This is a genomic window from Micromonospora sp. CNZ286, from assembly GCF_014207755.1.
Genome location: NZ_JACHIZ010000001.1, coordinates 525,327 through 547,823 on the forward strand (window position 1 = coordinate 525,327; position 22,497 = coordinate 547,823).

Consider the following 22,497-nt stretch of genomic DNA (forward strand, 5'->3'; position numbering starts at 1 on the left):
CCTCTACGGTACGCGGGGCCCGCCGCAGGTCGTGCCACTCGGCGTTGCGCTGAGGGCGAAGTCCGCCGGTCACCGCGCCGGACGGCACGGTACGGATCGGTACGCTCTGGCCCATGAGACGTCGCGGCGTGACCGTCCTCCTCGGTGCCCTGCTCACCGCCCTGCTCAGCGTCGGCGTGCTGAGCGTGCCGCTGCCGTACGTGGTGCTCGGCCCCGGTCCGACGGTGAACACGCTGGGCAGTGAGGACGGCAAGGAGGTCATCCAGGTGACCGGCCGCGCGACGTCCACCTCCGCCGGTCAGCTCCGGCTCACCACTGTCGGTGTGCAGCCGACCGTGCGGCTGCGGTCGGCGCTGGCCGGATGGTTCTCCTCGGACGAGGCGGTGGTGCCGCGGGAGCTGGTCTACCCGCCGGGGGAGTCGCAGGAAGAGGTCGAGAAGCGCAACGCGGAGGACTTCCAGAACTCGCAGACCAGCGCCGAGACGGCGGCGCTGCGCGAGCTGGGCTACCCGATCAAGGTGCTGGTCAAGGCGGTCACGCCGGGCGGCCCGTCGGTCGACGTGCTGCGCCCCGACGACGTGGTCACGTCGGTCGACGGGGTGCCGGTGACGAGCGCGGCCAAGCTCACCGAGCTGATCCGGGCGAAGCCCGCGGGCACCGCGCTGACGATCGGCTACACCCGGGGTGACACCCCGGGTACGGCGACGGTGACCAGCCGCGAGCAGGACGGCCGGCCGCGCATCGGTGTGGAGATCGACCAGCAGCAGCCGCACCCGTTCACCCTGAAGATCGACCTGGGTGACATCGGCGGGCCGAGCGCCGGGCTGATGTTCTCGCTCGGCATCATCGACAAGCTGGAGCCGGCCGACCTCACCGGCGGGAAGATCATCGCCGGTACCGGCACCATCGACGACGAGGGTCGCGTCGGTCCGATCGGCGGCATCGCGCAGAAGCTGGTCGGTGCCAAGGACGCGGGCGCGAAGGCGTTCCTGGTGCCCGCCGACAACTGCGCCGAGGCGGTCCGCAACCCGCAGCCGGGACTGCCGCTGCTGAGGGTCGCCACGCTGGGTGAGGCATTGAAGGCACTCGAGACGCTGCGCGCCGGGGGACAGCCGACGCGCTGCTGAGGCGGGCCGGGCGGCGGCCGGCGGGCGGATCGTGACGTGACCTTGACCCGACGTGCTCAGGAACACCCCGTACTCTTGGTGCCTGGTCGGAGCCGATCACATCGAGCGTGCGGAGCCAACAGTGGTCATGCGTAGCAGTCCCTTACCGAGGATGAGCCGGCGCGGACGCGTCACCATCGGTGTCCTGATCGGGGTGTTCATCTTGTTCACCCTCCTCGGGTGGGGCGTCAACGCCTGGACCGACTGGCTCTGGTTCGACGAGGTCCGCTACACCCAGGTCTTCACCGGAGTGCTCGCCACCCGCCTGCTGCTGTTCCTCGTGGTCGGCGTCGGCATGGCGCTGCTCGTCGGCGGCAACCTCTGGCTGGCCCACCGGCTGCGGCCCAAGATGCGTCCGCACTCGGCCGAGCAGGCCACGCTGGAGCGCTACCGGATGCTGCTGAGCCCGCGGCTCGGCACCTGGATCGCGCTCGCCGCCGCCGTCGTCGGGCTGTTCGCCGGCCTCTCCGCGCAGAGCCGCTGGGGTCAGTGGCTGCTGTTCCGCAACGGCGGCGACTTCGGCGTGAAGGACCCGGAGTTCGGCGTCGACGTCGGCTTCTACGTCTTCCAGCTCCCGTTCTGGCGCTACCTGCTCGGCGTCGGCTTCACAGTCGTGGTGCTGTCGCTGCTCGGCGCGCTGGCGGTGCACTACATCTTCGGCGGCGTGCGCCTCCAGGGCGTCGGCGACCGGATGACGAACGCCGCCCGCGCCCACCTCAGCACGCTGGTAGCCGTGTTCGTGCTGCTCAAGGCCGTCGCCTACGTGCTGGACCGGCGGGCCATGCTGCTGGAGTACAACGAGGGCGCCAAGCTCTACGGCGCCGGCTACGCCGACGTGAACGCGCTGCTCCCGGCGAAGGAGATCCTCGCCTGGATCTCCGTCCTGGTGGCGCTGGCGATCATCGTGTTCTCCAACGCCGTCATGCGGAACCTGGTCTGGCCGGGCATCTCGCTGGCCCTGCTGGGCGTCTCCGCGGTTGCGATCGGCGGCATCTACCCGTGGGCCGTGCAGACGTTCGAGGTCAAGCCGAGCGCCCGGGACAAGGAGGCGCCGTACATCGAACGCAGCATCAAGGCCACCCGCACCGCGTTCAGCCTCGACGGCACGAAGACCACACCGTACGCGGCCAGCAACCTCGTTCCACCCGCCAGCCTGGCCACCGACACGTCAGTGGTGTCGAACATCCGGCTGCTCGACCCGCAGCTGGTCTCCGAGACGTACACGCAGCTCCAGCAGGTCCGCGGCTTCTACGACTTCGGCTCGAAGCTGGACATCGACAGGTACTCGGTCAAGGACAAGACCTCCGACTACGTGGTCGGCGTCCGTGAGATCAACTACGGCGAGCTGACCGACCAGCAGAGCAACTGGATCAACCGCCACACCGTCTACACCCACGGGTACGGCCTGGTGGCCGCCCCGGCGAACCAGGTGGTCTGCGGCGGCCAGCCGTACTTCGTCTCCGGCTTCCTCGGCGACAAGGCACAGGAGGCGTGCTCCGCGCCGGCCGAGGAGATCCCGGCCCAGCAGCCGCGGATCTACTACGGCGAGCGGATGGAGCCGGACGACTACGCGATCGTCGGGCAGACCGGCGAGCGCAACGTCGAGTTCGACCGGCCCACCTCCACCGGCGGCGAGCAGTACTACACCTACACCGGTGAGGGCGGCGTCAAGATCGGCTCGTTCCCGCGCCGGCTGCTCTACGCGATCAAGGAGCAGGAGTCGAACTTCCTGCTCTCCGAGGCGGTCAACGAGAACTCGAAGCTGCTGTACGTGCGTAACCCGCGCGACCGGGTGGAGAAGGTCGCGCCGTTCCTCACGCTCGACGGCGACCCGTACCCGGCGGTGGTCAACGGGCGCGTCCTGTGGATCATCGACGGCTACACCACGGCCGCGACCTACCCGTACGCCGAGCGGGTCAACCTCCAGGCCGAGACCGCCGACGAGCTGACCGGCCGGGGCACGTTCCAGCTCGCCCGGGAGAACGTCAACTACATCCGCAACTCGGTGAAGGCGACTGTCGACGCGTACGACGGCACGGTCAAGCTCTACTCGTACGACGACACCGACCCGGTGCTCAAGGCGTGGAACAAGGCGTTCGGCGGCGACCTGGTGCTGCCCAAGGGCGACATCCCGGCCGAGCTGGCCGAGCACTTCCGCTACCCGGCCGACCTGTTCAAGGTGCAGCGCAACCTGCTGACCAAGTTCCACGTCACCGACCCCGGCGACTTCTACTCCGGCCAGGACTTCTGGCAGGTGCCGAACGTGCCGGACGCGCCGGACAGCGGGCAGAAGCAGCCGCCGTACTACCTGTTCACCCAGTTCCCCGGGCAGGACGGTCCACGCTTCCAGCTGACCTCGGCGGTCACCCCGAACGGGCGGCAGAACCTCGCCGCGCTGGTCTCCGGGTCGTACGTCGACGGGCAGCCGAAGCTGGAGGTGCTGGAGCTGCCCGACCAGACCCGCATCTCCGGGCCGACGCAGGTGCACCAGCAGATGACCAACAACGGTGACATCCGGCAGCAGCTCAACCTGCTCTCCTCCAACCAGGCGCAGGTGCAGTACGGCAACCTGCTCTCCCTGCCGTTCGCCGACGGCATGCTCTACGTCGAGCCGGTGTACGTGAAGAGCAGCAGCCAGGACGCGTACCCGCTGTTGCAGAAGGTGCTGCTCTCCTACGGTGACGGCGGCTCGTACGTGGTGCTCGCCAACAACCTCAGCGACGGCATCAAACAGCTCGTCGAGCAGGGCAAGCGGGCGCCGAACAACAACCCGCCGCCCAGCACCGACGACAACCCCACGCCGCCGCCCACCGGGGGCGACAACAACAACACGCCGCCGCCGATGAGCGGGGAGCTGGCCCAGGCGGCCGCCCGGGTGCAGACCGCGATCGCCGAGGTCAAGGCCGCGCAGACGTCCGGCGACTTCGAGCGGTACGGGCGTGCGCTGAAGGCGCTGGACGAGGCGATGAGCGCGTTCCAGCAGGCCCAGGCCGCGGCGACCGGCTCGGGCAACCCGGCGCCGTCGGGCAGTGTCTCGCCACCGGCGCCGACGTCGCCCGCGCCGACACCGGGCGGCTGACGCCGAGCTGACACCACGAGCCCGTGGTCCGGGACCGCAACGGTCACCCGGGCCACGGGCTCGTGTCGTGAAGCGGACTCCCCGGCCGCAACCCCGCACCCCGCCGTGCCGTCAACAGTGCAGGTGAACGTGTGGGGGCGGGAGGGCACATGCGGGACGCGGACAGCTTCGACGACTTCTACCGCAGCACGTCGAGACGGGCCGTACGGTACGGCTACGCGGTGGCCGGCGACCCGGCCGAGGCCCAGGATCTCGTGCAGGAGGCGTACGCCCGGGCCTGGCGGCAGTGGGCGAGACTCGCCGGCCATCCTGCGCCGGAGGCGTGGCTGCGGCTGGTGATCAGCCGGCTGGCGACGGACCGGTTCCGGCGGCTGCGCGGGTGGCGCCTCGCGGCCAGCCGCACCGGCCCGCCACCCGACGTCGGGCCGCCGGGCGAGGACACCGTGCTGCTGGTCGCGGCGCTGCGGCAGCTCCCGCCCCGGCACCGGCAGGCGCTCGCCCTGCACTACCTGTTCGACCTGCCGGTGGAGGAGATCGCCCGGGAGGCCGGCGTGCCCGCCGGCACGGTGAAGTCCTGGTTGTCCCGGGGACGGGCCCGGCTGGCCGAGCTGCTGCCCGGCGTCGCCGCCGAGGAGCTGGAGGTCAACGATGTCGCGTGAACTGCACCGCTACTACCGGTCCCTCGCCGCCGACACCGACGAGCGGGTGCTGCCGGCGCCGGACCGGCTGCGCCGCAGCGCCGACCGCTGGGCCCGGCGCCGCGCCGCGATCACCGTCCTGGCCGCCGCCGGGCTGGTCGCGGGCACTGTGGCGGGGAGCCAGCTGGTGTTCGCCGCCGGGCCGGGCCCCGACCCGGTTCCACCCCCCGCGGGTACGCCCACCCCGCGGCCGTCGTCCGCCGCGCCCTCGGTCGCGCCGTCGACCGCCACGCCGTCGCCGACCGTCGGCCGTACCTCCGGCTCGCGGAGCCCGGTCGTGACCACCACGCCGCCCGCCGCGGCGACCCCGACCACCATCCCGGACCGGGCGTTCTTCGTCCTGCCCGCCGCGAACGACGCCGGTACCGGCAACTACTTCGGCCCGGGACCGGTGCTGCCGGCGCTCTGCGGCGCGACGCCCGGCGACGAGCGGGTGGTGGCGCAGCGGGCCCGGTCGCTGCCGTACCGCCGGGCCGGCGCGCCGGCCGACGAGGTGCCGTCCGGCAACTACCGGCACAGCATCACGATCTACCGGCCCGGGGGCGCCGGCGCGGCGCTGGCCGAGCTGCGCGCGGCGGTCCGGGCCTGCCCCGAGCAGCCCGCCCGGGGTACGCCGCCGGCGACGGTGCGGCAGCGTCTGCTGCCCGACAGCGGGTACGGCGACGAGTCGGTGCTGTTCGAGACGCGGACGCCGTACCGGGACGCCAACGGCGATCCGAGCGGCGGCGACGAGGTGCACCTGGTGCGCGCGGTGCGCTCCGGCGACGTGGTGACGGTGCTGTGGGAGCAGGGCTGGGAGAGCACCTCGACCCAGCGCGCCCAGTTCGACGCGGACAGCCGCCGGGCGGTCGAGGCGATCCGGCGGTGGCTGGACTGAGTACCCGTTTTGCGCCTCCCCGGGTCGGTGCGCTACGGTTGTCGAGCCGACGCGGGGTGGAGCAGCTCGGTAGCTCGCTGGGCTCATAACCCAGAGGTCGCAGGTTCAAATCCTGTCCCCGCTACTCGTGACGAAGGGCCCCGGAGTTCTCTCCGGGGTCCTTCGCCGTTCCGGCCCGAGGCGCCCCGGGAACGGCCGGTGGCGGATCCGGGTACCCGGCTGATCTCCAGGATCGGGGTGCGATAAGCTGTATGAGCCGACGCGGGGTGGAGCAGCTCGGTAGCTCGCTGGGCTCATAACCCAGAGGTCGCAGGTTCAAATCCTGTCCCCGCTACAAAGGTTCAGGCCCGGAATCCACGGATTCCGGGCCTGAACTCATTCCGGCGCCGTCTCGGTGAGGGCGAGCAGTTCCGCGCGGGCCAGCCGGAGCTGCTCGTCCGTGACGTAGGCGGTGCCGATGCCGATGGCGATTCCCTCCGCGGCGTAGCGGACGGCCCAGACGCGGCCCGGCGGCAGGCCGTCGGCCTCGAAGGCACGGTTCCAGCGTGCCGGGTCCTCGGGATCCACAGCGAGCACGTGCTCCATGCTGTCGACCCCGAGTTGCGCGAGCAGGCCGGTGGCGCTGTTCAGTTCCGCCAGGTACGCGCTGTCTCCGGTGAGGGCGCGCACGTACCCGCGGGTGAAGGCTCCGGGCCGGTCGTCGGCGGGGTCGACGTGGGCGTTCACCTCCGCCCAGAACCGGGTGATCACCTGCTCGACCAGGGCGGCGAACAGGTCCTCACGGGACGGGAAGTGGTGCATCAGGCCGCTCTTGGTGACACCCGCCTCCCGGGCGATGGCGGCCAGGCTGACGTTGGCACCGTGCCGGGTGACCACCCGTTCGGCGGCGTCCAGCACTGCTCGCCGGGTGCGTGCACGATCGCGGATCGGACGACGGTCAGTGGTCGACACGGACACCTCCACCGGACACGGCCTCGGATGGAATGATCTTCCAGGCCACCACCGCGGCGCCGACCAGGATCACGGCGGCCACGAAGGTGGCGGACTGCATCGCCTGGGCGAAGGCGTCCTGCGCAGCGGCCACGACGCCGGGCGCCGGTGACCCGTACACGGCCGCGGCCAGGGAGTCCTCCGCCAGCGCCCGGTCGGCGGCGGTGGTCCCGGCGGGGAGCGTCAGCGACGAACGGTAGAGCAGCCCGTGCAACGAGCCGAGGACGGCGATGCCGAGCGCGCCGCCCAGCTCGTACGCCGTCTCGGCCACCGCCGACGCGGCGCCCGCGCGCCGCTCCGGGACGGCGCCGACGACGGCGTCCGTCGAGAGCGTCATGGCGACACCGATGCCGAGCCCGATGACGGCGAGGCCGATGCCCAGGCCCCAGTAGCTCCGGAAGTCGACGCTCGTCCCCATGACGGCGAGCCCGACGGCGGCGACCAGCAGCCCCAGCCCGATCGCGCGGCCCGCCCCCAGCCGCGACAGCAGGACGCCGATCAGTGCCACGACGAGCACCGCGGCGAGTGTCCCGGGCAGCTCGGCGGCGCCGGCCTTCAGAGGGCCGAAGCCGCGAACCAGCTGGAGGTACTGGGAGAAGAAGAACAGCAGCCCCAGGAACCCGAAGATGGCCAGCACGTTGGCTGCAAGCGCGCCCGAGAACGCCGGCACCTTGAACAGCGAGACGTCGAGCAGCGGCACCGCCAGCCGGTTCTGCCGCCGCACGAACCACCATCCGGCCAGCAGCCCGACAGCGGTGGCCGCCACGGTGAGGGCGTCGACGCCGTCACTGAACAGACGCTTGAGGGCGAAGACCAGCGGGACGATCGTGACGATGGACAGCGCCGAGGAACCCACGTCGATCCGCGCCGGCGCCTCGCCCTTCGACTCCGGCAGCAGCAGCCGTCCCGCCACCAGCGCCAGCACCATGACCGGCACGTTGATCAGGAAGACCGATCCCCACCAGAAGCGCTCCAGCAGCGCGCCGCCCACCAGCGGGCCGAGCGCGGCCCCGGCGGTCGCCCCGGCCGACCAGAGCGCGATGGCCCGGGCCCGCTGAGCGCGATCGGCGAACATCGACCGGACGATGGAGAGCGTCGACGGCATCAACGTGGCGCCGGCCAGGCCGAGAAGCGCACGGGCCGCGATCAGCACCTCCGGGGTGGAGGCGAAGGCCGCCAGCACGGACGCCGAGCCGAAACCCACAGTGCCGATCATCAGCAGGCGCTTGCGGCCGATCCGGTCGGCCAGGTTGCCCATCGTGATCAGGAGCCCGGCGAGCACGAAGGCGTAGATGTCCCCGATCCACAGGATCTGCGTGGCGGTGGGCCCGATGTCCTCGGTCAGTGACGGGACCGCGAGGTAGAGGACCGTCCCGTCGACGGCCAGGAGAAGGACCACGAGGACGAGTACCACGAGGGCAGCCCATTCCCGCTTCCCGGCGAGGGCCGGTGCGGGGACCGAGGGCGGGGAGGAGGTCACCAGGAAACCGTAACAGTCCAAATGGACGGCTAATCGTGAGTAAAGCCACCCGGCCTGCGGCGACGACGCGACGTGTCCGGAGACATCCGCCCTGTCCGCCGTGCCCCGGTTGCAGGCCTCGGCGAGGATGGGGACATGTCTGCATGGAACAAGTGGTGGGGCCGCCTGGGCGCGGTCCTCGGTACGGTCGTGCTCTCGGTCTTCGTACCGGTCGCGGCCTGGGCGTCGTCCGGCACCGGCGAGATCGTGGTGGAGGCGGCGCGCCGGCGGTCCCGTGGCGGGTTCGGCATCCTCGGCCTGCTCTGCTGCCTCGTGGTGGTCGGCGGCATCGTGCTGCTGGTGGTGCTGCTCACCCGCGGCCGCCGCAACCGCCCCCCGCGCTGACACCCCTGCCCGCCCCGCCCACGCCGGGCGGGGCAGGGCGGGTCACTCGGCGAGGGCGGCGTTCGCCTGGGCCATGAAGCGGGAGGTGGCGGTACGGGCGCCGGCCCGCTTGCCGCGGATGCTCTCGGCCGCGTCGATCAGCAGCTCGCGCACCTCGGCGTGCCCCTTCGGCGGCGGCGCGGGTGACGGGCCGGCCAGGTCGTCCAGCTCGGCGCCGAGCGCGGCCATGCGCTTCTCGGCCCGGCCGGTCACCTCCGCGGCGACGAACGAGCGCACCTGCTTGCTGGTGTTCAGGCCGCGCTCGACGCCGAGGAGCCGGCCGGCGGCCACGTTCGTGGTCAGGAAGTCGAGCACGTCGACCACCGCCTCCGGGTGGCGGGTGCCCCGGAAACCGGCCCAGTACATCGATGCGCGCGGCCACTGGGCGGCGGGCGTACCCGGGAAGGCGACAGCGCCCAGCTCGTCGTCGGTCAGGCTCTGCAACTCGGGCAGCTGGTGCGACCAGGCGAAGGAGGCTGCGGTGTGCCCGGTGACCACGAGCTGGCGGGCCAGCTCGCCGCTGTCGGCCTGCTCGACCAGCGCGGCGCTCGGTGTGGCCCGGTCGAACCGCGCCACCTCCCAGAACTCGAACCAGGCGAGCAGTTCGGCGGAGCTGAAGCCGAGCTGCCGCCCCTGGTACAGCTCGCTGCCCTGGCCGCGTAGCCAGAGCCAGAACGCCCGGTAGTCGCCGGAGGCGTCCATGGTGCCGGCCACCCGGTTGCCGGAGGCGCGCGTGACGCGCGCGGCCCAGCTCACGTACTCCTTCCAGGACATGCCGGTACGCGGCTCGGGCTGGCCCAGCCGGCGTAGCAGCCGGCGGTTGAACACCAGCGCCGCGCTCGTCTGCGCGGCCGGTACGCCCACCGTGCGCTCGTCCACCCGGCCGTAGCGGGCCAGCTGCTCCGGCACCTCGCGCAGGTCGAGCCGATCGTCGGCGACGTACCGGGTCAGGTCGAGCAGGATGTCCCGGCCCGCGTACTCGGCGAGCAACGTGTCGTCGATCTGGAAGAGGTCCGGCGCGTTCCCGCCGGTGGCCTGGGTGGCGAGCCGGTCGTAGTAGCCGCCCAGCCCCTGCCAGGTCACCCGGAAGCTGACCCGCGGGTTCTGCTGCGAGTACAGCCGCAGCGCCTGTTCCGTGGCCGCGGCCCGGCGGGCGCCGCCCCACCAGAACACGGACAGCTCGATCGGGCCGTCGTCGGCGGCCACCTCCTCCGGGCTGCACCCGGTGAGCAGCGGCAGCCCGCCGGCGATCGGCAGCCCGGTGAGCGCGCCGAGGAACCGTCGCCGGTCGAGCCCGGGACGGGGTACGGACTGCGGAGCGCGCAAAGGTCTCTCCGAAGGTGGGGTGGACGGATCATTTCACCGGCCCCCGGCGGGGTGTCAACGCCGGGCGGGCCCGGTGGGCGCGCCGGGCGACCCCCGGCGGTCATGGTGTACTAGCGCCGTGGAACTTCTGCACTCGGGCAAGGTCAGGGACGTCTACGCCGACGGCGAGGACCTGATCCTGGTCGCCACGGACCGCGTCTCCATCTACGACGTGGTGCTGCCGACCCCGATCCCGGACAAGGGCCGCCTGCTCACCGCGCTGTCGCTGTGGTGGTTCGAGCAGCTGTCCGACCTGGTGCCGAACCATGTGATCTCCGCGACGGACGTGCCGGCGGAGTTCGCCGGCCGGGCGATCCGCTGCCGGCGGCTGGACATGGTGCCGGTCGAGTGCGTGGCCCGGGGCTACCTGACCGGCGGCGGCTTCGCCGAATACCAGCGCACCGGCTCGGTCTCCGGGGTGCCGCTGCCCCGCGGCCTGGTCGAGGCGTCGATCCTGCCCGAGCCGATCTTCACGCCGTCGACCAAGGCGCCGAAGGGCGAGCACGACGAGCCGATCACGTACGAGCAGGTGGTGGACAAGGTCGGGCCGGAGGTCGCCGAGCGGCTGCGGCAGATCACCGTCGACGTCTACCGGCGCGGCGCGGAGATCGCCGCCGAGCGGGGCATCCTGATCGCCGATACGAAGCTGGAGCTGGGCTGGGCGCCGGACGGCACGCTGGTCCTCGGCGACGAGGTGCTCACCTCCGACTCGTCCCGGTTCTGGCCGGCCGAGTCGTACCAGCCGGGCCGCGCCCAGTTCTCCTACGACAAGCAGTACGTGCGGGACTGGGCCACGTCGAGCGGCTGGGACAAGCAGCCGCCCGCCCCCGAGGTGCCGGCCGAGGTCATCGAGGCGACCCGGACCCGCTACGTCGAGGTGTACGAGAAGCTGACCGGCAACCGCTGGGACTGACGCTCAGTCGACCCAGTCGAGCGTGCGCCGCACCGCCTTGCGCCACTGGCGCATCTCCTGCTCCCGGTGCGCCGGGTCCATGGTCGACTCCCACTGCGCGTCCGATCGCCACTTCTCGCGCAGCGTGGCCAGGTCCGGCCAGAACCCGACGGCCAGGCCGGCGGCGTACGCGGCGCCGAGGCAGGTCGTCTCGGTGATCCGGGACCGCACGACCGGCACGTCGAGCACATCGGCGAGGAACTGCATCAGCAGCTCGTTGCCGGTCATCCCGCCGTCGACCCGCAGCCGGCGCAGCGCCACGTCGGAGTCGGCGTTCATCGCGTCCACCACCTCCCGGGTCTGGAAGGCCGACGCCTCCAGCACCGCGCGGGCCAGGTGCCCCTTGGTGATGTAGCCGGTCAGCCCGGCGATCACGCCCCGGGCGTCGCTGCGCCAGTGCGGGGCGAACAGGCCGGAGAAGGCCGGCACCACGTAGCAGCCGCCATTGTCGTCGACGGTGCGGGCCAGCTCCTCGACCTGCGGGGCGGAGGAGATCAGGCCGAGGTTGTCGCGCAGCCACTGCACGAGCGAGCCGGTGACCGCGATGGCACCCTCCAGCGCGTACACGGCGGGCTGGCCCTCGATCCGGTACGCCACGGTGGTGAGCAGGCCGTGCCGCGACGGCACCGGGCTGGCGCCGGTGTTGAGCAGCAAGAAGCTGCCGGTGCCGTAGGTGCACTTGGCCTCGCCGGGCTGGAAACAGGTCTGCCCGAACAGGGCCGCCTGCTGGTCGCCGAGCGCGCTCGCCACCGGCACCCCGGCCAGCACCCCCTGGGCGGTGCCGTACACCTCGGCCGAGCTGCGGATCTCCGGCAGCACGGCGGCCGGGACGCGCAGCGCGTCGAGCAGCTCCGGGGCCCAGTCGAGCGTCTCCAGGTCCATCAGCATGGTGCGGCTGGCGTTCGTCACGTCGGTGACGTGCCGGCCGGTCAGCTTCCAGATCAGCCAGCTGTCCATGGTGCCGAACAGCACCTCGCCGCGCTCGGCCCGCTTGCGCAGCCCGTCGACGTTGTCGAGCAGCCAGCGCAGCTTCGGGCCGGCGAAGTAGGTGGCCGGGGTCAGGCCCGTGCGGGCCCGCAGCCGCTCCTCGTCGTACGCCTCGGTCAGCTCCCGCAGCAGCGGACCGGTGCGGGTGTCCTGCCAGACGATGGCGTTCGCCACCGGACGGCCGGTCTCCCGGTCCCACACCACAGTGGTCTCGCGCTGGTTGGTGATGCCCACCGCGGCCAGCATCTCGGTGCCGATGTCGGCGCTGGCCAGCGCCTCGCGCACCACGTGCTCGACGTTCGTCCAGATCTCCTCGGCGTCGTGCTCCACCCAGCCGGGCCGGGGGAAGATCTGCCGGTGCTCGCGCTGGGCCACGGCGACGATCTCACCGGCCCGGTCGAAGACGATGCAGCGCGAGGACGTGGTGCCCTGGTCGATGGCGGCGACGAACTCTGCGGTCACGGCAGCACCGTACCCGCCGCGAGCGTCCACCGTCTCCCTCCGGCGGCCCGTACGATCATCAGACGTGCGTGACATTGCCGTGTTCAGCGGATCAGCCCATCCCGACCTCGCCGCCGAGATCTGCGCCCACCTCCACGTCCCGCTGCACCCGGTACGGGTGTCCCGGTTCGCCAACGACTGCCTGGAGGTGCAGTTGCAGGCGAACTGCCGGGAGCGCGACGTCTTCCTCATCCAGCCGCTGGTGCCGCCGGTGCAGGAGCACCTGGTCGAGCTGCTGCTCATGATCGACGCGGCCCGCGGCGCGTCGGCCGCGCGGATCACAGTGGTGCTGCCGCACTACGCGTACGCGCGTTCGGACAAGAAGGACGCGCCGCGCATCTCCATCGGTGGCCGGCTCGTCGCCGACCTGCTCACCTCCGCGGGCGCGGACCGGGTGCTGGCCATGACGCTGCACTCGCCGCAGGTGCACGGCTTCTTCAGCGTCCCGGTGGACCACCTGCACGCGCTGCGCGAACTGGCCGCCCACTTCAAGGGGTACGACCTGAGCAACGCGGTGGTGGTCTCGCCGGACCTGGGCAACGCCAAGGAGGCCGCGGCGTTCGCCCGGATGCTGGGTACGCCCGTGGCGGCCGGCGCGAAGCAGCGTTTCAGCGACGACCGGGTGCAGATCAGCACGATCATCGGTGACGTGGCGGACCGGGACGTGATCGTGCTGGACGACGAGATCGCCAAGGGCAGCACGGTGATTGAGCTGATCTCGCATCTGCGGGAGCGGCGGGTCCGCTCGATCCGGCTGGCCTGTACGCACGGCCTGTTCTCCAGCGGGGCGCTGGAGCGGCTGGGCGGGCAGGAGGGCGTCCTGGAGATCGTCTGCACCAACACGGTGCCGATCCCGGCCGAGAAGCGGGTGCCGAAGCTGGAGGTGCTGTCGGTGGCGCCGGCGCTGGCCGAGGCGATGCGGCGGATCCACAACGGGGAGTCGGTGAGCGCCCTGTTCGCCTGACGCCGGCGGCGGGGTCAGCCGTCCAGCGGGCCGGTGGCGGGCTGGCGGGTGGCGAGCGCGGCGGTGATCCGGACGACGGTGCCGGCGTCGCCGGTCTCCACCTCCATCGCGTCGCTCAGCTCCCGGGCCAGCCAGAGGCCCCAGCCGCCGGCGGTGTCCGGCGCGGGCCGCTCGCGGTCGCGCAGCCGCCGTTCGCTGATCCCGGGCCCGTGGTCGGCGACCTCGCAGACCAGTTCGCCGTTCCGCTCCCAGAGCCGCAGCCAGCCCTGCCCGCCGCCGTGCCGGACCGCGTTGGTGATCAGCTCGTTGACCGCCAGCACGAAGTCGTCCAGCCGCTGGCCGGACAGGCCCGAGCCGTGCGCACAGGAGGTGACCGAGTGCCGCAGCCCGGTCACCTGCGCCTGGTCGAAGGCCGTGGCGAGAAGCAGGGAAGGTTCGATGGGCACAACCGTACGCGGTGCGGGGAGTTCTGCGTCTGTCATGACCCCGTCCCGACGATGGTTCTCGACGACTTTCGCGGCATTTCCACCGTACGTCAGGGTTTCTCGGGCCGCACCGCCCGGGGTGCCCTGGACCGGCTGTGACAGGGTGTCGCACATGCCGTCGTCCTCCGGCCTCGAGGGCCCCTTCTGGCGATCGATAGCGGTGTTCCGCTTCGCCGCGCTCGCGTACGTCGGACTGGTCGTGCTGCGCGACGCGGACCGCTACGCGCACCCGGTCGCCGCGGGCGGTGTCCTGCTGGCGATGCTGGCGTGGAGCGGCGTGACGGCGGCCGGTTACGGCCGTCCGGCCGGGCGGCGCTGGCCGCTGCTCTTGGCCGACCTCGGCGTGGTGCTGGCGATCATCCTGGTCACGCCCTGGGTGGTGGGCCGCGCGGCGCTCGCCGCCGGGGTGCCGATGCTGACCGCCGCCTGGCTGGCCGGGCCGGTGCTCGCCTGGGCGGTCTCCGGCGGGCGGCGGCGCGGCGCGGTGGCCGCGATCGTCCTCGGCGGCGCCGACCTCGCCACCCGCGACCGGATCAGCCCGTCCGCGCTGACCGGGGCGATCCTCATGCTGCTCGCCGGCGTGGTGGTCGGGCACGTGGCCCGGCTGGCGGTGCAGGCGGAGGAGCGGTTGCAGCGGGCGGTGGAGCTGGAGGCGGCCACCCGCGAGCGGGAACGGCTGGCCCGCGACATCCACGACTCGGTGCTCCAGGTGCTCGCGCTGGTCCGGCGGCGCGGCGCGGACCTGGACGGCGAGGCGGCCGAGCTGGCCCGGCTGGCCGGCGAGCAGGAGGCGGCGCTGCGGGCGCTGATCGGCCGGGCGGGCGCGCCGCCGGACCCGGGCGGGGACGAGCAGGACCTGCGCGATCTGATCGACAGGTACGCCTCGGCCACCGTCGTGGTGTCCGCGCCCGCCACACCGGTGCCGTTGCCGGCGCGGGCCGCCGGTGAGCTGGGCGCCGCGGTCGGCGCGGCGCTCGACAACGTGGCCCGGCACGCCGGCGGGCGGGCCTGGGTGCTGATCGAGGACGAGGAGGAGACGGTGACCGTCTCGGTACGCGACGAGGGACCGGGCATCCCGGAGGGGCGGCTGGCGGAGGCCGCCGCGCAGGGGCGGCTCGGGGTGGCGCAGTCCATCCGGGGCCGGGTGGCCGACCTGGGCGGCGAGGTGCGGATCGTCTCCGCGCCCGGCGCCGGCACCGAGATCGAGCTGGTCGTGCCGAGGAGCCACGGGTGAGCATCCGGGTGATGGTGGTCGACGACCACCCGATGTGGCGCGAGGGTGTCGCCCGTGACCTCACCGAGGCGGGCCACCAGGTGGTGGCGACCAGTGGTGAGGGGCGGCAGGCGGTACGGGTGGCCGCCGCGGCCCGTCCCGACCTGGTCGTGCTCGACCTCCAGCTGCCGGACATCTCCGGCGTCGAGGTGATCCGGGGCCTGCGCGCCGCGCTGCCCGACGTGCGGGTGCTCATGCTCTCGGCCAGCGGCGAGCCGCAGGGCGTGCTGGACGCGGTCAAGGCCGGCGCCACCGGCTACCTGATCAAGTCGGCCGCACCGGCGGAGTTCCTGGACGCGGTGCGCCGCACGGCGGCCGGTGAGCCGGTGTTCACGCCCGGCCTGGCCGGGCTGGTGCTGGGGGAGTACCGGCGGCTGGCCGCGGAGCCGCCCGCCCCGCACGACGACGCGCCCCGGCTCACCGAACGGGAGACCGAGGTGCTGCGTCTGGTCGCCAAGGGGCTGTCCTACAAGCAGATCGCCGACCGGCTGAGCCTGTCCCACCGGACCGTGCAGAACCACGTGCAGAACACCCTGGGCAAGCTCCAGTTGCACAACCGGGTCGAGCTGACCCGGTACGCCATCGAGCGGGGCCTGGACGACTGAGCGGTCAGCGCGCCTCCGGCGGCCGGGTCTCGTGCACCGCCAGCTCCTCCGCGCTGGCCCCGCCACCGGCCGCGCCTGCGTCGTACGCGACGTTGTCGGTCTCCTGGTCGGTGTGCGCGCCCTCGTCCGGCTCGACCAGCCGGCCCACCTGGTGGTCGGCGACGGTACCGAGCTGGCCGTGGTCGTACACCGACACCGGGGAGTGCGGGTCCGAGACCGGGCCCGGGTCGATCACGTCGGCGTCGAGCTGGGCCTGCGCGGCGGCCTCCTCGCTGTCCGCCTCGGCGGCGATGTCCGGGTCGACCGGGCCGGCGAGCGGGTCGTCGGCGGGGCGCTCGTACTGCTCGCGCTGGAGCTTGTAGTCCAGCGACTCGCCGTCGAGCTGCTCCTCCGCCGTGGTGCCGAACTGGTCCACGGCGACCGGCGTGCGGTCACCGGGGAGCTGGGCCGGCTCGGGGCCGTCCGCCTCGCGCCCGGTCAGCACGTCGTCGTTCGCGGTGGAGTCGTCGTCGGCGGTGTCGGGCAGGCCCGCCGCCTCGGGATCGGACACGGGGGTGGGGTACTCGTCGTCGCGCATGCCCGGGAACTACCCACTGCGCTACCCGGCCTAACCGCGACCGGCCGGGTGGATCGGGAGAAACAGTGCGAAAAGCACCTCAGTTGCGATACGCCGCCTCGTCCTCGGCGTACAGCACGCACCACACCACCTTGCCGTCGGGCAGCGCCGTGCTGCCCCAGCGCCGGGCCACCGTGTCGATGAGCAGCAGCCCCCGCCCGCCCACCGAGTCCACCGGCGCGGGCCCGCCGTACGTGGGCCGCCCGGTCGAGTGGTCCCGGACGGCCACGTGCAGCGCGCCGCCGCGCGGGGCCAGCCGGAGCGTCATCGGCGTGACCGCGTGCGCCACCACGTTGTTGACCATCTCGGTGACCGCGATGCAGGCCGGCTCGGTCAGCTCCGGCAGTCCCCACCTGGCGCAGCCGCCGGTCACCAGCACCCGCGCCTCCCGGGCGGCCTCGGCCACCGGGGGCAGCTCGGCGTCGAGCGGCTCGGGCGGGGCGTCCGGTGGCGGCCCGTGCGGGTCGAGCAGCAGCCGCGCGGCGGGCCAGTCGTCGACCGCCCGGCAGACCTCGTCCAGCGCGTCGCGTGCCACCGGGTCGGGGATCCGCACCCCGGACAGGTCCACGAGCAGCACCCCGGGGTGCCGCCACAGCCGGGCGAGCAGCGCGTCCCGTACGGCCTCCACCTCGGAACGGTCGAGGACCCCGGTCAGCCGGACCGTCGGGGAGGACTCGTCGGTCTCCACCAGGCAACGCGCATCCGTCGGCATGATCGCCCCATTGTGCACGTCGGTCCGCGCCCGCGCACCGGTCCGGTCGACGGGACTCACGGCCGGTCGGCCCGGGACCGGCGGCTGAGCGCCGCCACCGTGCCGACAGCCGTGCCGGCGGCCAGCCCGACCGCCGCGGTCAGCCGCAGCACCTGCCCGCGCCGGCCGGACCATCCGTCGGTCCGCTCCGCCGCCGAGTCCGGCGTGAACACGGCGCCTGTGGAGTCGTCGCGTACGCCGGGACCGAACTGGGTGCGCGCGGTGTACCAGCCCAGCGCCCGCTCGGCCAGCGCCGGGGCGAGCCGCCACTGGAGGCCGATCAGCCGGGCCGCGCCGCCCGCGTACGCCTCGCGCCGGGGCCGGCGCAGCAGCCGGACGATCGTCTCGGCGACCATCTCCGGCGGGTACACCGGCGGCGGCGGGGTCAGCTCCCGGCCGGAGTGATTGGCCGCGTGCCGGAAGAACGGCGTGTCGATGGTGGCGGGCAGCACGGTGCAGATCGAGATGTTCCCCCGGCCGGTCACCCGCAGTTCCTGCCGCACCGTGTCGGCCAGCCCGCGGATCGCGTGCTTCGTCGCGTTGTACGCCGACTGGTACGGCATCGCCACCTCGGCCAGCACCGAGGCGTTGTTGACGAGCACCCCGCCGCCGGCCGCGCCCAGCCAGGGCAGCGCGGCCCGCGTCCCGTACACGGCGCCGAGCAGGTTCACGTCCACCACCCGGCGGAACTCGGCCACCGGGATCTCGTCGAACAGCCCCACGGTGCCCACTGCCGCGTTGTTGATCCACGCGTCGATCCGGCCGAACTCGGCCACCGCCCGCCCTGCCAGCCGCTCCACCGCCTCCGGGTCGGTCACGTCGGTGGGCACCACCAGGGCGCGCCCGCCCAGTTCCCGGCAGAACGACGCGACCCGGCGCAGCGCGGACTCGGTCCGGGCGGCCAGCACCACGTCGGCGCCCCGGCGGGCCAGCGCGTACGCGGTGGCCGCGCCGATCCCGCTGGAGGCGCCGGTGATGACGACTGTGGCGTCGGAGAGGCTGCGGGTCAGCGGCATTCCCCGTCGGTACCCCGGGCCGGGGCGGTCATGCCGACCGTTTTCGCCGGTGATCGGCATCGGTCGGCTGTCCCGCCCACGGGACGCACTGGCCGGGTGACCCCGATCTGTCAGGTTTGGACGCACCGGACCTGGGTTAATGGGACGCTCTGACCGGAGACCCCGCTCGCGAGAAACGCATGGAGGTGCACCATGCGCGTCGGCCTTGTATGCGCGCACGCCGGCTCGTCCACCGACGGTCCCACTGTCGGGACGCAGGAGCACATTGCGCGCGTGGCGGCGGAGCTCGCCGCCCGGGGCCATGACGTCCGCGTCTACGAGCGTCGTGCCGCGTCCGCCCAGCCCGCCCTGACCGAACTCGACGGCTACCGGGTGGAACGTGTCCCGGTCGGCCCGCCCGACATGCTCTCCACCGCTGAGCTGGTCCCGTTCGTCGCCGAGTACGGCCGCTGGCTGGCCGGGCAGTGGGCCGGGGACTGGACGCCCGACGTGGTGCACGGGCACTACTGGGTCGGCGGGCTGGCGGCCGCCCACGCGGTACGCGCGACCGACATCCCGGTGGTGCAGACGTTCCACTCGCTCGGCGTGGAGCAGTTGCGTCACCTCGGCCGGGAGTACAGCGGGCCGGGGGAGCGCATCCCGCTGGAACGGGCGCTGACCCGGGCCGTGGACGTGGCGGTGGCCCAGTGCAACGACGAGGTCGACGAGCTGACCCGGATGGGCCTGCAACGGACGTCGGTGGCGATGGTGCCGACCGGGGTGGACACCGGCCAGTTCCACCCGGACGGCGAGGCGGCGCCGCGGGACCAGCGGCCGCGGATCCTCTCCGTCGGCGGGCTCGCGCCCGGGCACGGCCAGGACGACCTGATCCGGGCGATGCGGCTGGTCGGTGACGCGGAGCTGGTGATCGCGGGCGGCCCGCCGGCGGAGCGGCTGGACGGGCACACCGAGGCGCGCCGGCTGCGCGAGCTGGCCGAACGGGCGGGCGTGGCGGAGCAGGTGAAGCTGGTCGGCGCGGTGCCGCACGACCAGATGGCCACCTGGTACCGCTCCGCCGACCTGGTGGCCTGCACGCCGCACTACGCGTCGGCCGGGCGGGTGTCGCTGGAGGCGATGGCCTGCGGCGTGCCGGTGGTCGGCTACGCCATGGGGGGCATCGCGGACGCGGTGGTGGACGAGGTGACCGGCAAGCTGGTGCCGCCGGGTGACGTGCGCATGCTCGGAGTCACGCTGCGCCGGCTGCTGTCGGACAACGCCGGCCGGTTCGCGTACGGGCACGCCGCGGTGGACCGGGTCCGGTGCAGCTACACCTGGGAACGGACCGCCGCCGCGCTGGAGCGTCTCTACGAGCGGGTGATCGGGCGGCGCCGCCCGGCTACGCCGATCGAGCCGACGTCGGTCGAGGTGACGCCGCCGGTCGAGGTGGTCGTCTCCGAACGCGGGCCGGTCGAGGCGGCCTGAACCGGCACCATCCCGGCGCCCACCATTGCCTTCTGGCGGGCGCCGGCGTGGTGGTGCTGCGGTTCGGCGTACCGGGTCAGGCCGACCACCGCCGCGAGCGTCACCAGGAAGCCGAGCCCGGCCAGCCACTCCCGGCCGGGCCAGATCTTGTCGTTGAGCAGCAGCAGGCCGACGATCGCCGCTGGTACCGCGCCGGCGGCGTCCATCGCGGCCACCGCCGCCGTGGTCGACCCGCGCTGCATGGCCAGCCCGAGCAGCAGCTGGCCGATCACCGAGTGGACGATCAGCAGGTAGAGCAGCGGGTCACGGACGAACGCCTCCACCGACCCGGCCGAGGCGAGCGGGCGGGCCGCCACCGCGGCGGCGGAGAACGCCATCCCGGCCAGTGAGCCGAGCACCACCGACCCGAGCGCGCCGTGCAGCCGGGCGGCGAAGAAGCCGGAAGCGGCGATCGCGACCACCGCCACCGCCAGGCCGACCAGCCCGGCGGTGCCGAGCTGCCGCGACGGCGCGGGCTGGGCGGAGAGGACGAGCGCGGTGATGCCGGCGAACAGCAGCACCAGCAGCACCACCTCGGCTGCCGGCAGCCGCCACTTGAGCACCAGCACGCCGAGGACGGCGGTCACCCCGAGCCCGGCCGCCACGCTGGCCTGGACCAGGAACAACGGCAGGTCACGGCGGGCCAGGAAGGCCAGCACGAAGCCGACGACCTGGCAGGCCAGGCCGATCAGGTACGTCCGGTGCCCGGCGAGGCGCAGCAGCAGCCCGGGATCGAACGTGTGGTGCACTGTGGTCCGCGCGGCGGCGACCGACTGGAGAAGGTTGGCGAAGCCGTACGCGATGATCATCGCCGCCAGGAAGCACCAACCGGAGGAAACCACCTGGCGAGGATAGAGGCTTCCCCCGGGTCAGCGCTCGGCTGGACGGCCGAGCCGGGCCAGGATGTCGTCGTGCAGCGCCCCGTTGCTGGCCACGGCGCTGATGTCGGCGGAGTCGGCGCCGGCCGGGGCGGGCCGCCCGGCCAGGTCGGTGACGATTCCGCCCGCCTCGGTGACGATCGGGACCAGCGCGGCGATGTCCCACAGCGACAGCTCGGGCTCCACCATCACGTCCAGTGCCCCCTCGGCCAGCAGCATGTAGCCGTAGAAGTCGCCGTACGCCCGGCTGCGCCAGGTGTCGCGCATGAGCTGGAGCACCGCGTCCAGCCGCCCGGCCTGCTCCCACCCGGTCAGCGACGAGTAGCAGAAGCTCGCGTCGCCGAGCGCTGTCACGCCGGAGACCCGGATCGGCGTGCCGTCCGCCGGACCGGTGCCGGCGAACGCGCCCGCGCCGAGCGCGCCCCACCAGCGGCGGCCCAGCGCCGGGGCGGAGACCAGGCCGAGCACCGGCCGGTCGTGCTCCAGCAGCGCGATCAGGGTGGCCCAGACCGGTACGCCCCGGACGAAGTTCTTCGTGCCGTCGATCGGGTCGATCACCCAGCGCCGCCCGTCGGGGCCGGCCGGCGGCTGCTCGCCGTACTCCTCGCCGAGCAGGCCGTCACCGGGACGGTGGGCGGCCAGCAGCGCCCGGATCTCCCGTTCGACGGCGGTGTCCGCGTCGGAGACCGGCGTCAGGTCCGGCTTCGACTCGACGCGCAGGTCGAGCGCGCGGAACCGGGCCGAGGAGACGGCGTCCGCGGCGTCGGCGAGCAGGTGGGCGAGGGCGAGGTCGTCGGCGTACCCGGTCATGACTGACACGCTAGTGGCGGCGGCCCGGCCTTCGACGGCGGGTCGCCGCCGGTCTGCCGCTCAGGACCCGGCGAGCGGGTCGCCGGGGTTGCGCTCCGGCTCGCGCGGGTCGCCCTCGCCGCTGCGGGAGGCCAGCAACCGGCGGTACGAGGCGAGCCGGCGCGCGTCGGCCTTCCCGGCGGCCACCCAGGCGTCGAGCGCGCAGTCCGCCTCGTCGGCGGTGTGCGGGCAGTTGGCCGGGCAGTCGACTGTCGCCTCGACCAGGTCGGGGAAGCCGTGCAGCAGGCTCTCGGCGGACACGTGGGCCAGCCCGAAGCTGCGTACCCCTGGGGTGTCGACGATCCAGCCGGTGTCGCCGTCGGCGCCGGGCTCGGCGGGCAGGCGCAGCGCGACCGCGCTGGTCGAGGTGTGCCGGCCCCGGCCGATCGCGCTGACCGTGCCCACCGCCCGTTCGGCGTCCGGGACGAGGCGGTTGACAAGCGTCGACTTGCCCACCCCGGAGTGGCCCACCATCACCGAGACCCGGCCGGCGAGCAGCGCCCGCAGCGCGGCCAGGTCGGAGTCCGGGCGGATCAGCACGTACGGCAGCTCCAGCTCGGTGTAGTAGCCGAGCACCGCCTCCGGGCCGGCGAGGTCGGCCTTGGTGAGGCAGAGCAGCGGCTCGATGCCGGCGTCGTACGCGGCCACCAGGCAGCGGTCGATGAACCCGGTACGCGGCGGGGGGTCGGCGAGCGCGCTGACGATCACCAGCTGGTCGGCGTTGGCGACCACCACCCGTTCCAGCCGCCCCTCGGCGGTGGTCTCGTCGTCGTCGGCGGTACGCCGCAGCACCGAGGTCCGCTCGGCGATGCGCACGATGCGGGCCAGCGCGCCCGGCGCACCGGAGGTGTCCCCGACCAGCCCCACCCGGTCGCCCACCACCACCGACTTGCGTCCCAGCTCGCGGGCGCGCATGGCGGTCACGAGCGGCGCGTCCGGTCCGGCGCCGGGGATCACACAGGTGTAGCGGCCCCGGTCGACGGCGATGACGAAGCCGTCGACGGCGTCTGCGTGCAGGGGCCGGGTGCGTGTACGCGGGCGC

The 22,497-nt window shown here is 73.4% G+C and carries 21 protein-coding genes and 2 tRNA genes; 12 read left to right on the plus strand and 11 right to left on the minus strand.

From position 1 onward, the window contains the following. The first annotated feature begins 113 nt into the window (after nucleotides 1–113). The 6 genes from FHX31_RS02570 (at nucleotide 114) to FHX31_RS02595 (ending at nucleotide 6,154) form a co-directional block, all read left to right on the plus strand. Nucleotides 114–1,127 (plus strand): YlbL family protein, encoded by a 1,014-nt coding sequence (locus FHX31_RS02570; RefSeq protein ID WP_030273878.1) that lies wholly within the window; start codon nucleotides 114–116, stop codon nucleotides 1,125–1,127. Between the two features lie 127 nt (nucleotides 1,128–1,254). Further along, the gene (locus FHX31_RS02575; RefSeq protein WP_221487992.1) at nucleotides 1,255–4,245 is read left to right on the plus strand and encodes a UPF0182 family membrane protein; all 2,991 of its coding nucleotides are present in this window, start codon (nucleotides 1,255–1,257) and stop codon (nucleotides 4,243–4,245) included. Nucleotides 4,246–4,394: 149 nt separating this feature from the next. Beyond that, nucleotides 4,395–4,904, plus strand: a complete 510-nt coding sequence (locus FHX31_RS02580; protein ID WP_184974920.1) for an RNA polymerase sigma factor — start codon at nucleotides 4,395–4,397, stop codon at nucleotides 4,902–4,904. Beyond that, the gene (locus tag FHX31_RS02585) at nucleotides 4,894–5,820 is read left to right on the plus strand and encodes a hypothetical protein (protein ID WP_184974923.1); all 927 of its coding nucleotides are present in this window, start codon (nucleotides 4,894–4,896) and stop codon (nucleotides 5,818–5,820) included. The genes FHX31_RS02580 and FHX31_RS02585 overlap by 11 nt, the downstream gene beginning before the upstream one ends. A 50-nt stretch (nucleotides 5,821–5,870) precedes the next feature. Further along, nucleotides 5,871–5,944, plus strand: a tRNA-Met gene (locus FHX31_RS02590). Between the two features lie 136 nt (nucleotides 5,945–6,080). Next, a tRNA-Met gene (locus FHX31_RS02595) sits at nucleotides 6,081–6,154 on the plus strand. Between the two features lie 41 nt (nucleotides 6,155–6,195). Here FHX31_RS02595 and FHX31_RS02600 read toward each other — a convergent pair. Both FHX31_RS02600 and FHX31_RS02605 read right to left on the minus strand, forming a co-directional pair. Further along, the gene (locus FHX31_RS02600) at nucleotides 6,196–6,771 is read right to left on the minus strand and encodes a TetR/AcrR family transcriptional regulator (protein WP_184974926.1); all 576 of its coding nucleotides are present in this window, start codon (nucleotides 6,769–6,771) and stop codon (nucleotides 6,196–6,198) included. Further along, on the minus strand, nucleotides 6,758–8,290 hold the full coding sequence (locus FHX31_RS02605; RefSeq protein ID WP_184974929.1) for an MFS transporter: 1,533 nt from the start codon (nucleotides 8,288–8,290) through the stop codon (nucleotides 6,758–6,760). The genes FHX31_RS02600 and FHX31_RS02605 overlap by 14 nt, the downstream gene beginning before the upstream one ends. 135 nt (nucleotides 8,291–8,425) lie before the next feature. Between FHX31_RS02605 and FHX31_RS02610 the strand changes: the two genes are divergently transcribed. Next, nucleotides 8,426–8,674, plus strand: coding sequence for a hypothetical protein (locus tag FHX31_RS02610; RefSeq protein ID WP_013288392.1), 249 nt, complete (start codon nucleotides 8,426–8,428; stop codon nucleotides 8,672–8,674). A gap of 42 nt (nucleotides 8,675–8,716) precedes the next feature. Here the strand turns inward: FHX31_RS02610 and FHX31_RS02615 are convergent, their stop codons facing one another. Further along, nucleotides 8,717–10,039: an ABC transporter substrate-binding protein gene (locus FHX31_RS02615; RefSeq protein ID WP_013475256.1), complete on the minus strand. Its 1,323-nt coding sequence runs from the start codon at nucleotides 10,037–10,039 to the stop codon at nucleotides 8,717–8,719. Between the two features lie 118 nt (nucleotides 10,040–10,157). On the opposite strand from FHX31_RS02615, the gene FHX31_RS02620 reads away from it, so the two are divergent. Beyond that, a complete protein-coding gene (locus FHX31_RS02620) occupies nucleotides 10,158–10,991 on the plus strand; it encodes a phosphoribosylaminoimidazolesuccinocarboxamide synthase (protein ID WP_013288390.1) in 834 nt (277 codons plus the stop codon). Between the two features lie 3 nt (nucleotides 10,992–10,994). On the opposite strand, the gene glpK is transcribed toward FHX31_RS02620, so the two are convergent. Continuing rightward, a complete protein-coding gene (glpK, locus tag FHX31_RS02625) occupies nucleotides 10,995–12,479 on the minus strand; it encodes a glycerol kinase GlpK (protein ID WP_357135518.1) in 1,485 nt (494 codons plus the stop codon). 64 nt (nucleotides 12,480–12,543) lie between these two features. Here glpK and FHX31_RS02630 point away from each other — a divergent pair, with 64 nt between their 5' ends. Continuing rightward, nucleotides 12,544–13,482 (plus strand): ribose-phosphate diphosphokinase, encoded by a 939-nt coding sequence (locus FHX31_RS02630; RefSeq protein ID WP_013475258.1) that lies wholly within the window; start codon nucleotides 12,544–12,546, stop codon nucleotides 13,480–13,482. Between the two features lie 14 nt (nucleotides 13,483–13,496). On the opposite strand, the gene FHX31_RS02635 is transcribed toward FHX31_RS02630, so the two are convergent. After that, the gene (locus tag FHX31_RS02635; protein ID WP_013475259.1) at nucleotides 13,497–13,964 is read right to left on the minus strand and encodes an ATP-binding protein; all 468 of its coding nucleotides are present in this window, start codon (nucleotides 13,962–13,964) and stop codon (nucleotides 13,497–13,499) included. 115 nt (nucleotides 13,965–14,079) lie between these two features. On the opposite strand from FHX31_RS02635, the gene macS reads away from it, so the two are divergent. Together macS and FHX31_RS02645 are read left to right on the plus strand one after the other, a co-directional pair. Next, on the plus strand, nucleotides 14,080–15,201 hold the full coding sequence (macS, locus tag FHX31_RS02640) for a MacS family sensor histidine kinase (protein ID WP_184974935.1): 1,122 nt from the start codon (nucleotides 14,080–14,082) through the stop codon (nucleotides 15,199–15,201). 11 nt (nucleotides 15,202–15,212) lie between these two features. Next, nucleotides 15,213–15,845, plus strand: a complete 633-nt coding sequence (locus tag FHX31_RS02645; protein ID WP_030275127.1) for a response regulator — start codon at nucleotides 15,213–15,215, stop codon at nucleotides 15,843–15,845. Between the two features lie 4 nt (nucleotides 15,846–15,849). Here the strand turns inward: FHX31_RS02645 and FHX31_RS02650 are convergent, their stop codons facing one another. The 3 genes from FHX31_RS02650 to FHX31_RS02660 form a co-directional block, all read right to left on the minus strand. Continuing rightward, nucleotides 15,850–16,422 (minus strand): DUF5709 domain-containing protein, encoded by a 573-nt coding sequence (locus FHX31_RS02650; RefSeq protein ID WP_013288384.1) that lies wholly within the window; start codon nucleotides 16,420–16,422, stop codon nucleotides 15,850–15,852. 79 nt (nucleotides 16,423–16,501) lie between these two features. Continuing rightward, on the minus strand, nucleotides 16,502–17,173 hold the full coding sequence (locus tag FHX31_RS02655) for an ATP-binding protein (protein WP_082171333.1): 672 nt from the start codon (nucleotides 17,171–17,173) through the stop codon (nucleotides 16,502–16,504). A gap of 56 nt (nucleotides 17,174–17,229) precedes the next feature. Next, entirely contained in the window at nucleotides 17,230–18,228 is a 999-nt protein-coding gene (locus FHX31_RS02660) for an SDR family oxidoreductase (protein ID WP_091330845.1), read from the minus strand. Between the two features lie 192 nt (nucleotides 18,229–18,420). Here FHX31_RS02660 and FHX31_RS02665 point away from each other — a divergent pair, with 192 nt between their 5' ends. After that, nucleotides 18,421–19,689, plus strand: a complete 1,269-nt coding sequence (locus tag FHX31_RS02665) for a glycosyltransferase (protein ID WP_184974937.1) — start codon at nucleotides 18,421–18,423, stop codon at nucleotides 19,687–19,689. On the opposite strand, the gene FHX31_RS02670 is transcribed toward FHX31_RS02665, so the two are convergent. From FHX31_RS02670 to rsgA, 3 genes are read right to left on the minus strand one after another with little or no spacing between them, the layout of a single operon-like run. Continuing rightward, entirely contained in the window at nucleotides 19,572–20,537 is a 966-nt protein-coding gene (locus FHX31_RS02670) for a hypothetical protein (protein ID WP_184977737.1), read from the minus strand. The genes FHX31_RS02665 and FHX31_RS02670 overlap by 118 nt on opposite strands. Nucleotides 20,538–20,597: 60 nt before the next feature. Continuing rightward, nucleotides 20,598–21,416: a histidinol-phosphatase gene (hisN, locus tag FHX31_RS02675; RefSeq protein WP_013475264.1), complete on the minus strand. Its 819-nt coding sequence runs from the start codon at nucleotides 21,414–21,416 to the stop codon at nucleotides 20,598–20,600. Nucleotides 21,417–21,476: 60 nt separating this feature from the next. Beyond that, nucleotides 21,477–22,412 (minus strand): ribosome small subunit-dependent GTPase A, encoded by a 936-nt coding sequence (gene rsgA, locus FHX31_RS02680; RefSeq protein ID WP_013475265.1) that lies wholly within the window; start codon nucleotides 22,410–22,412, stop codon nucleotides 21,477–21,479. Between the last annotated feature and the right edge of the window lie 85 nt (nucleotides 22,413–22,497).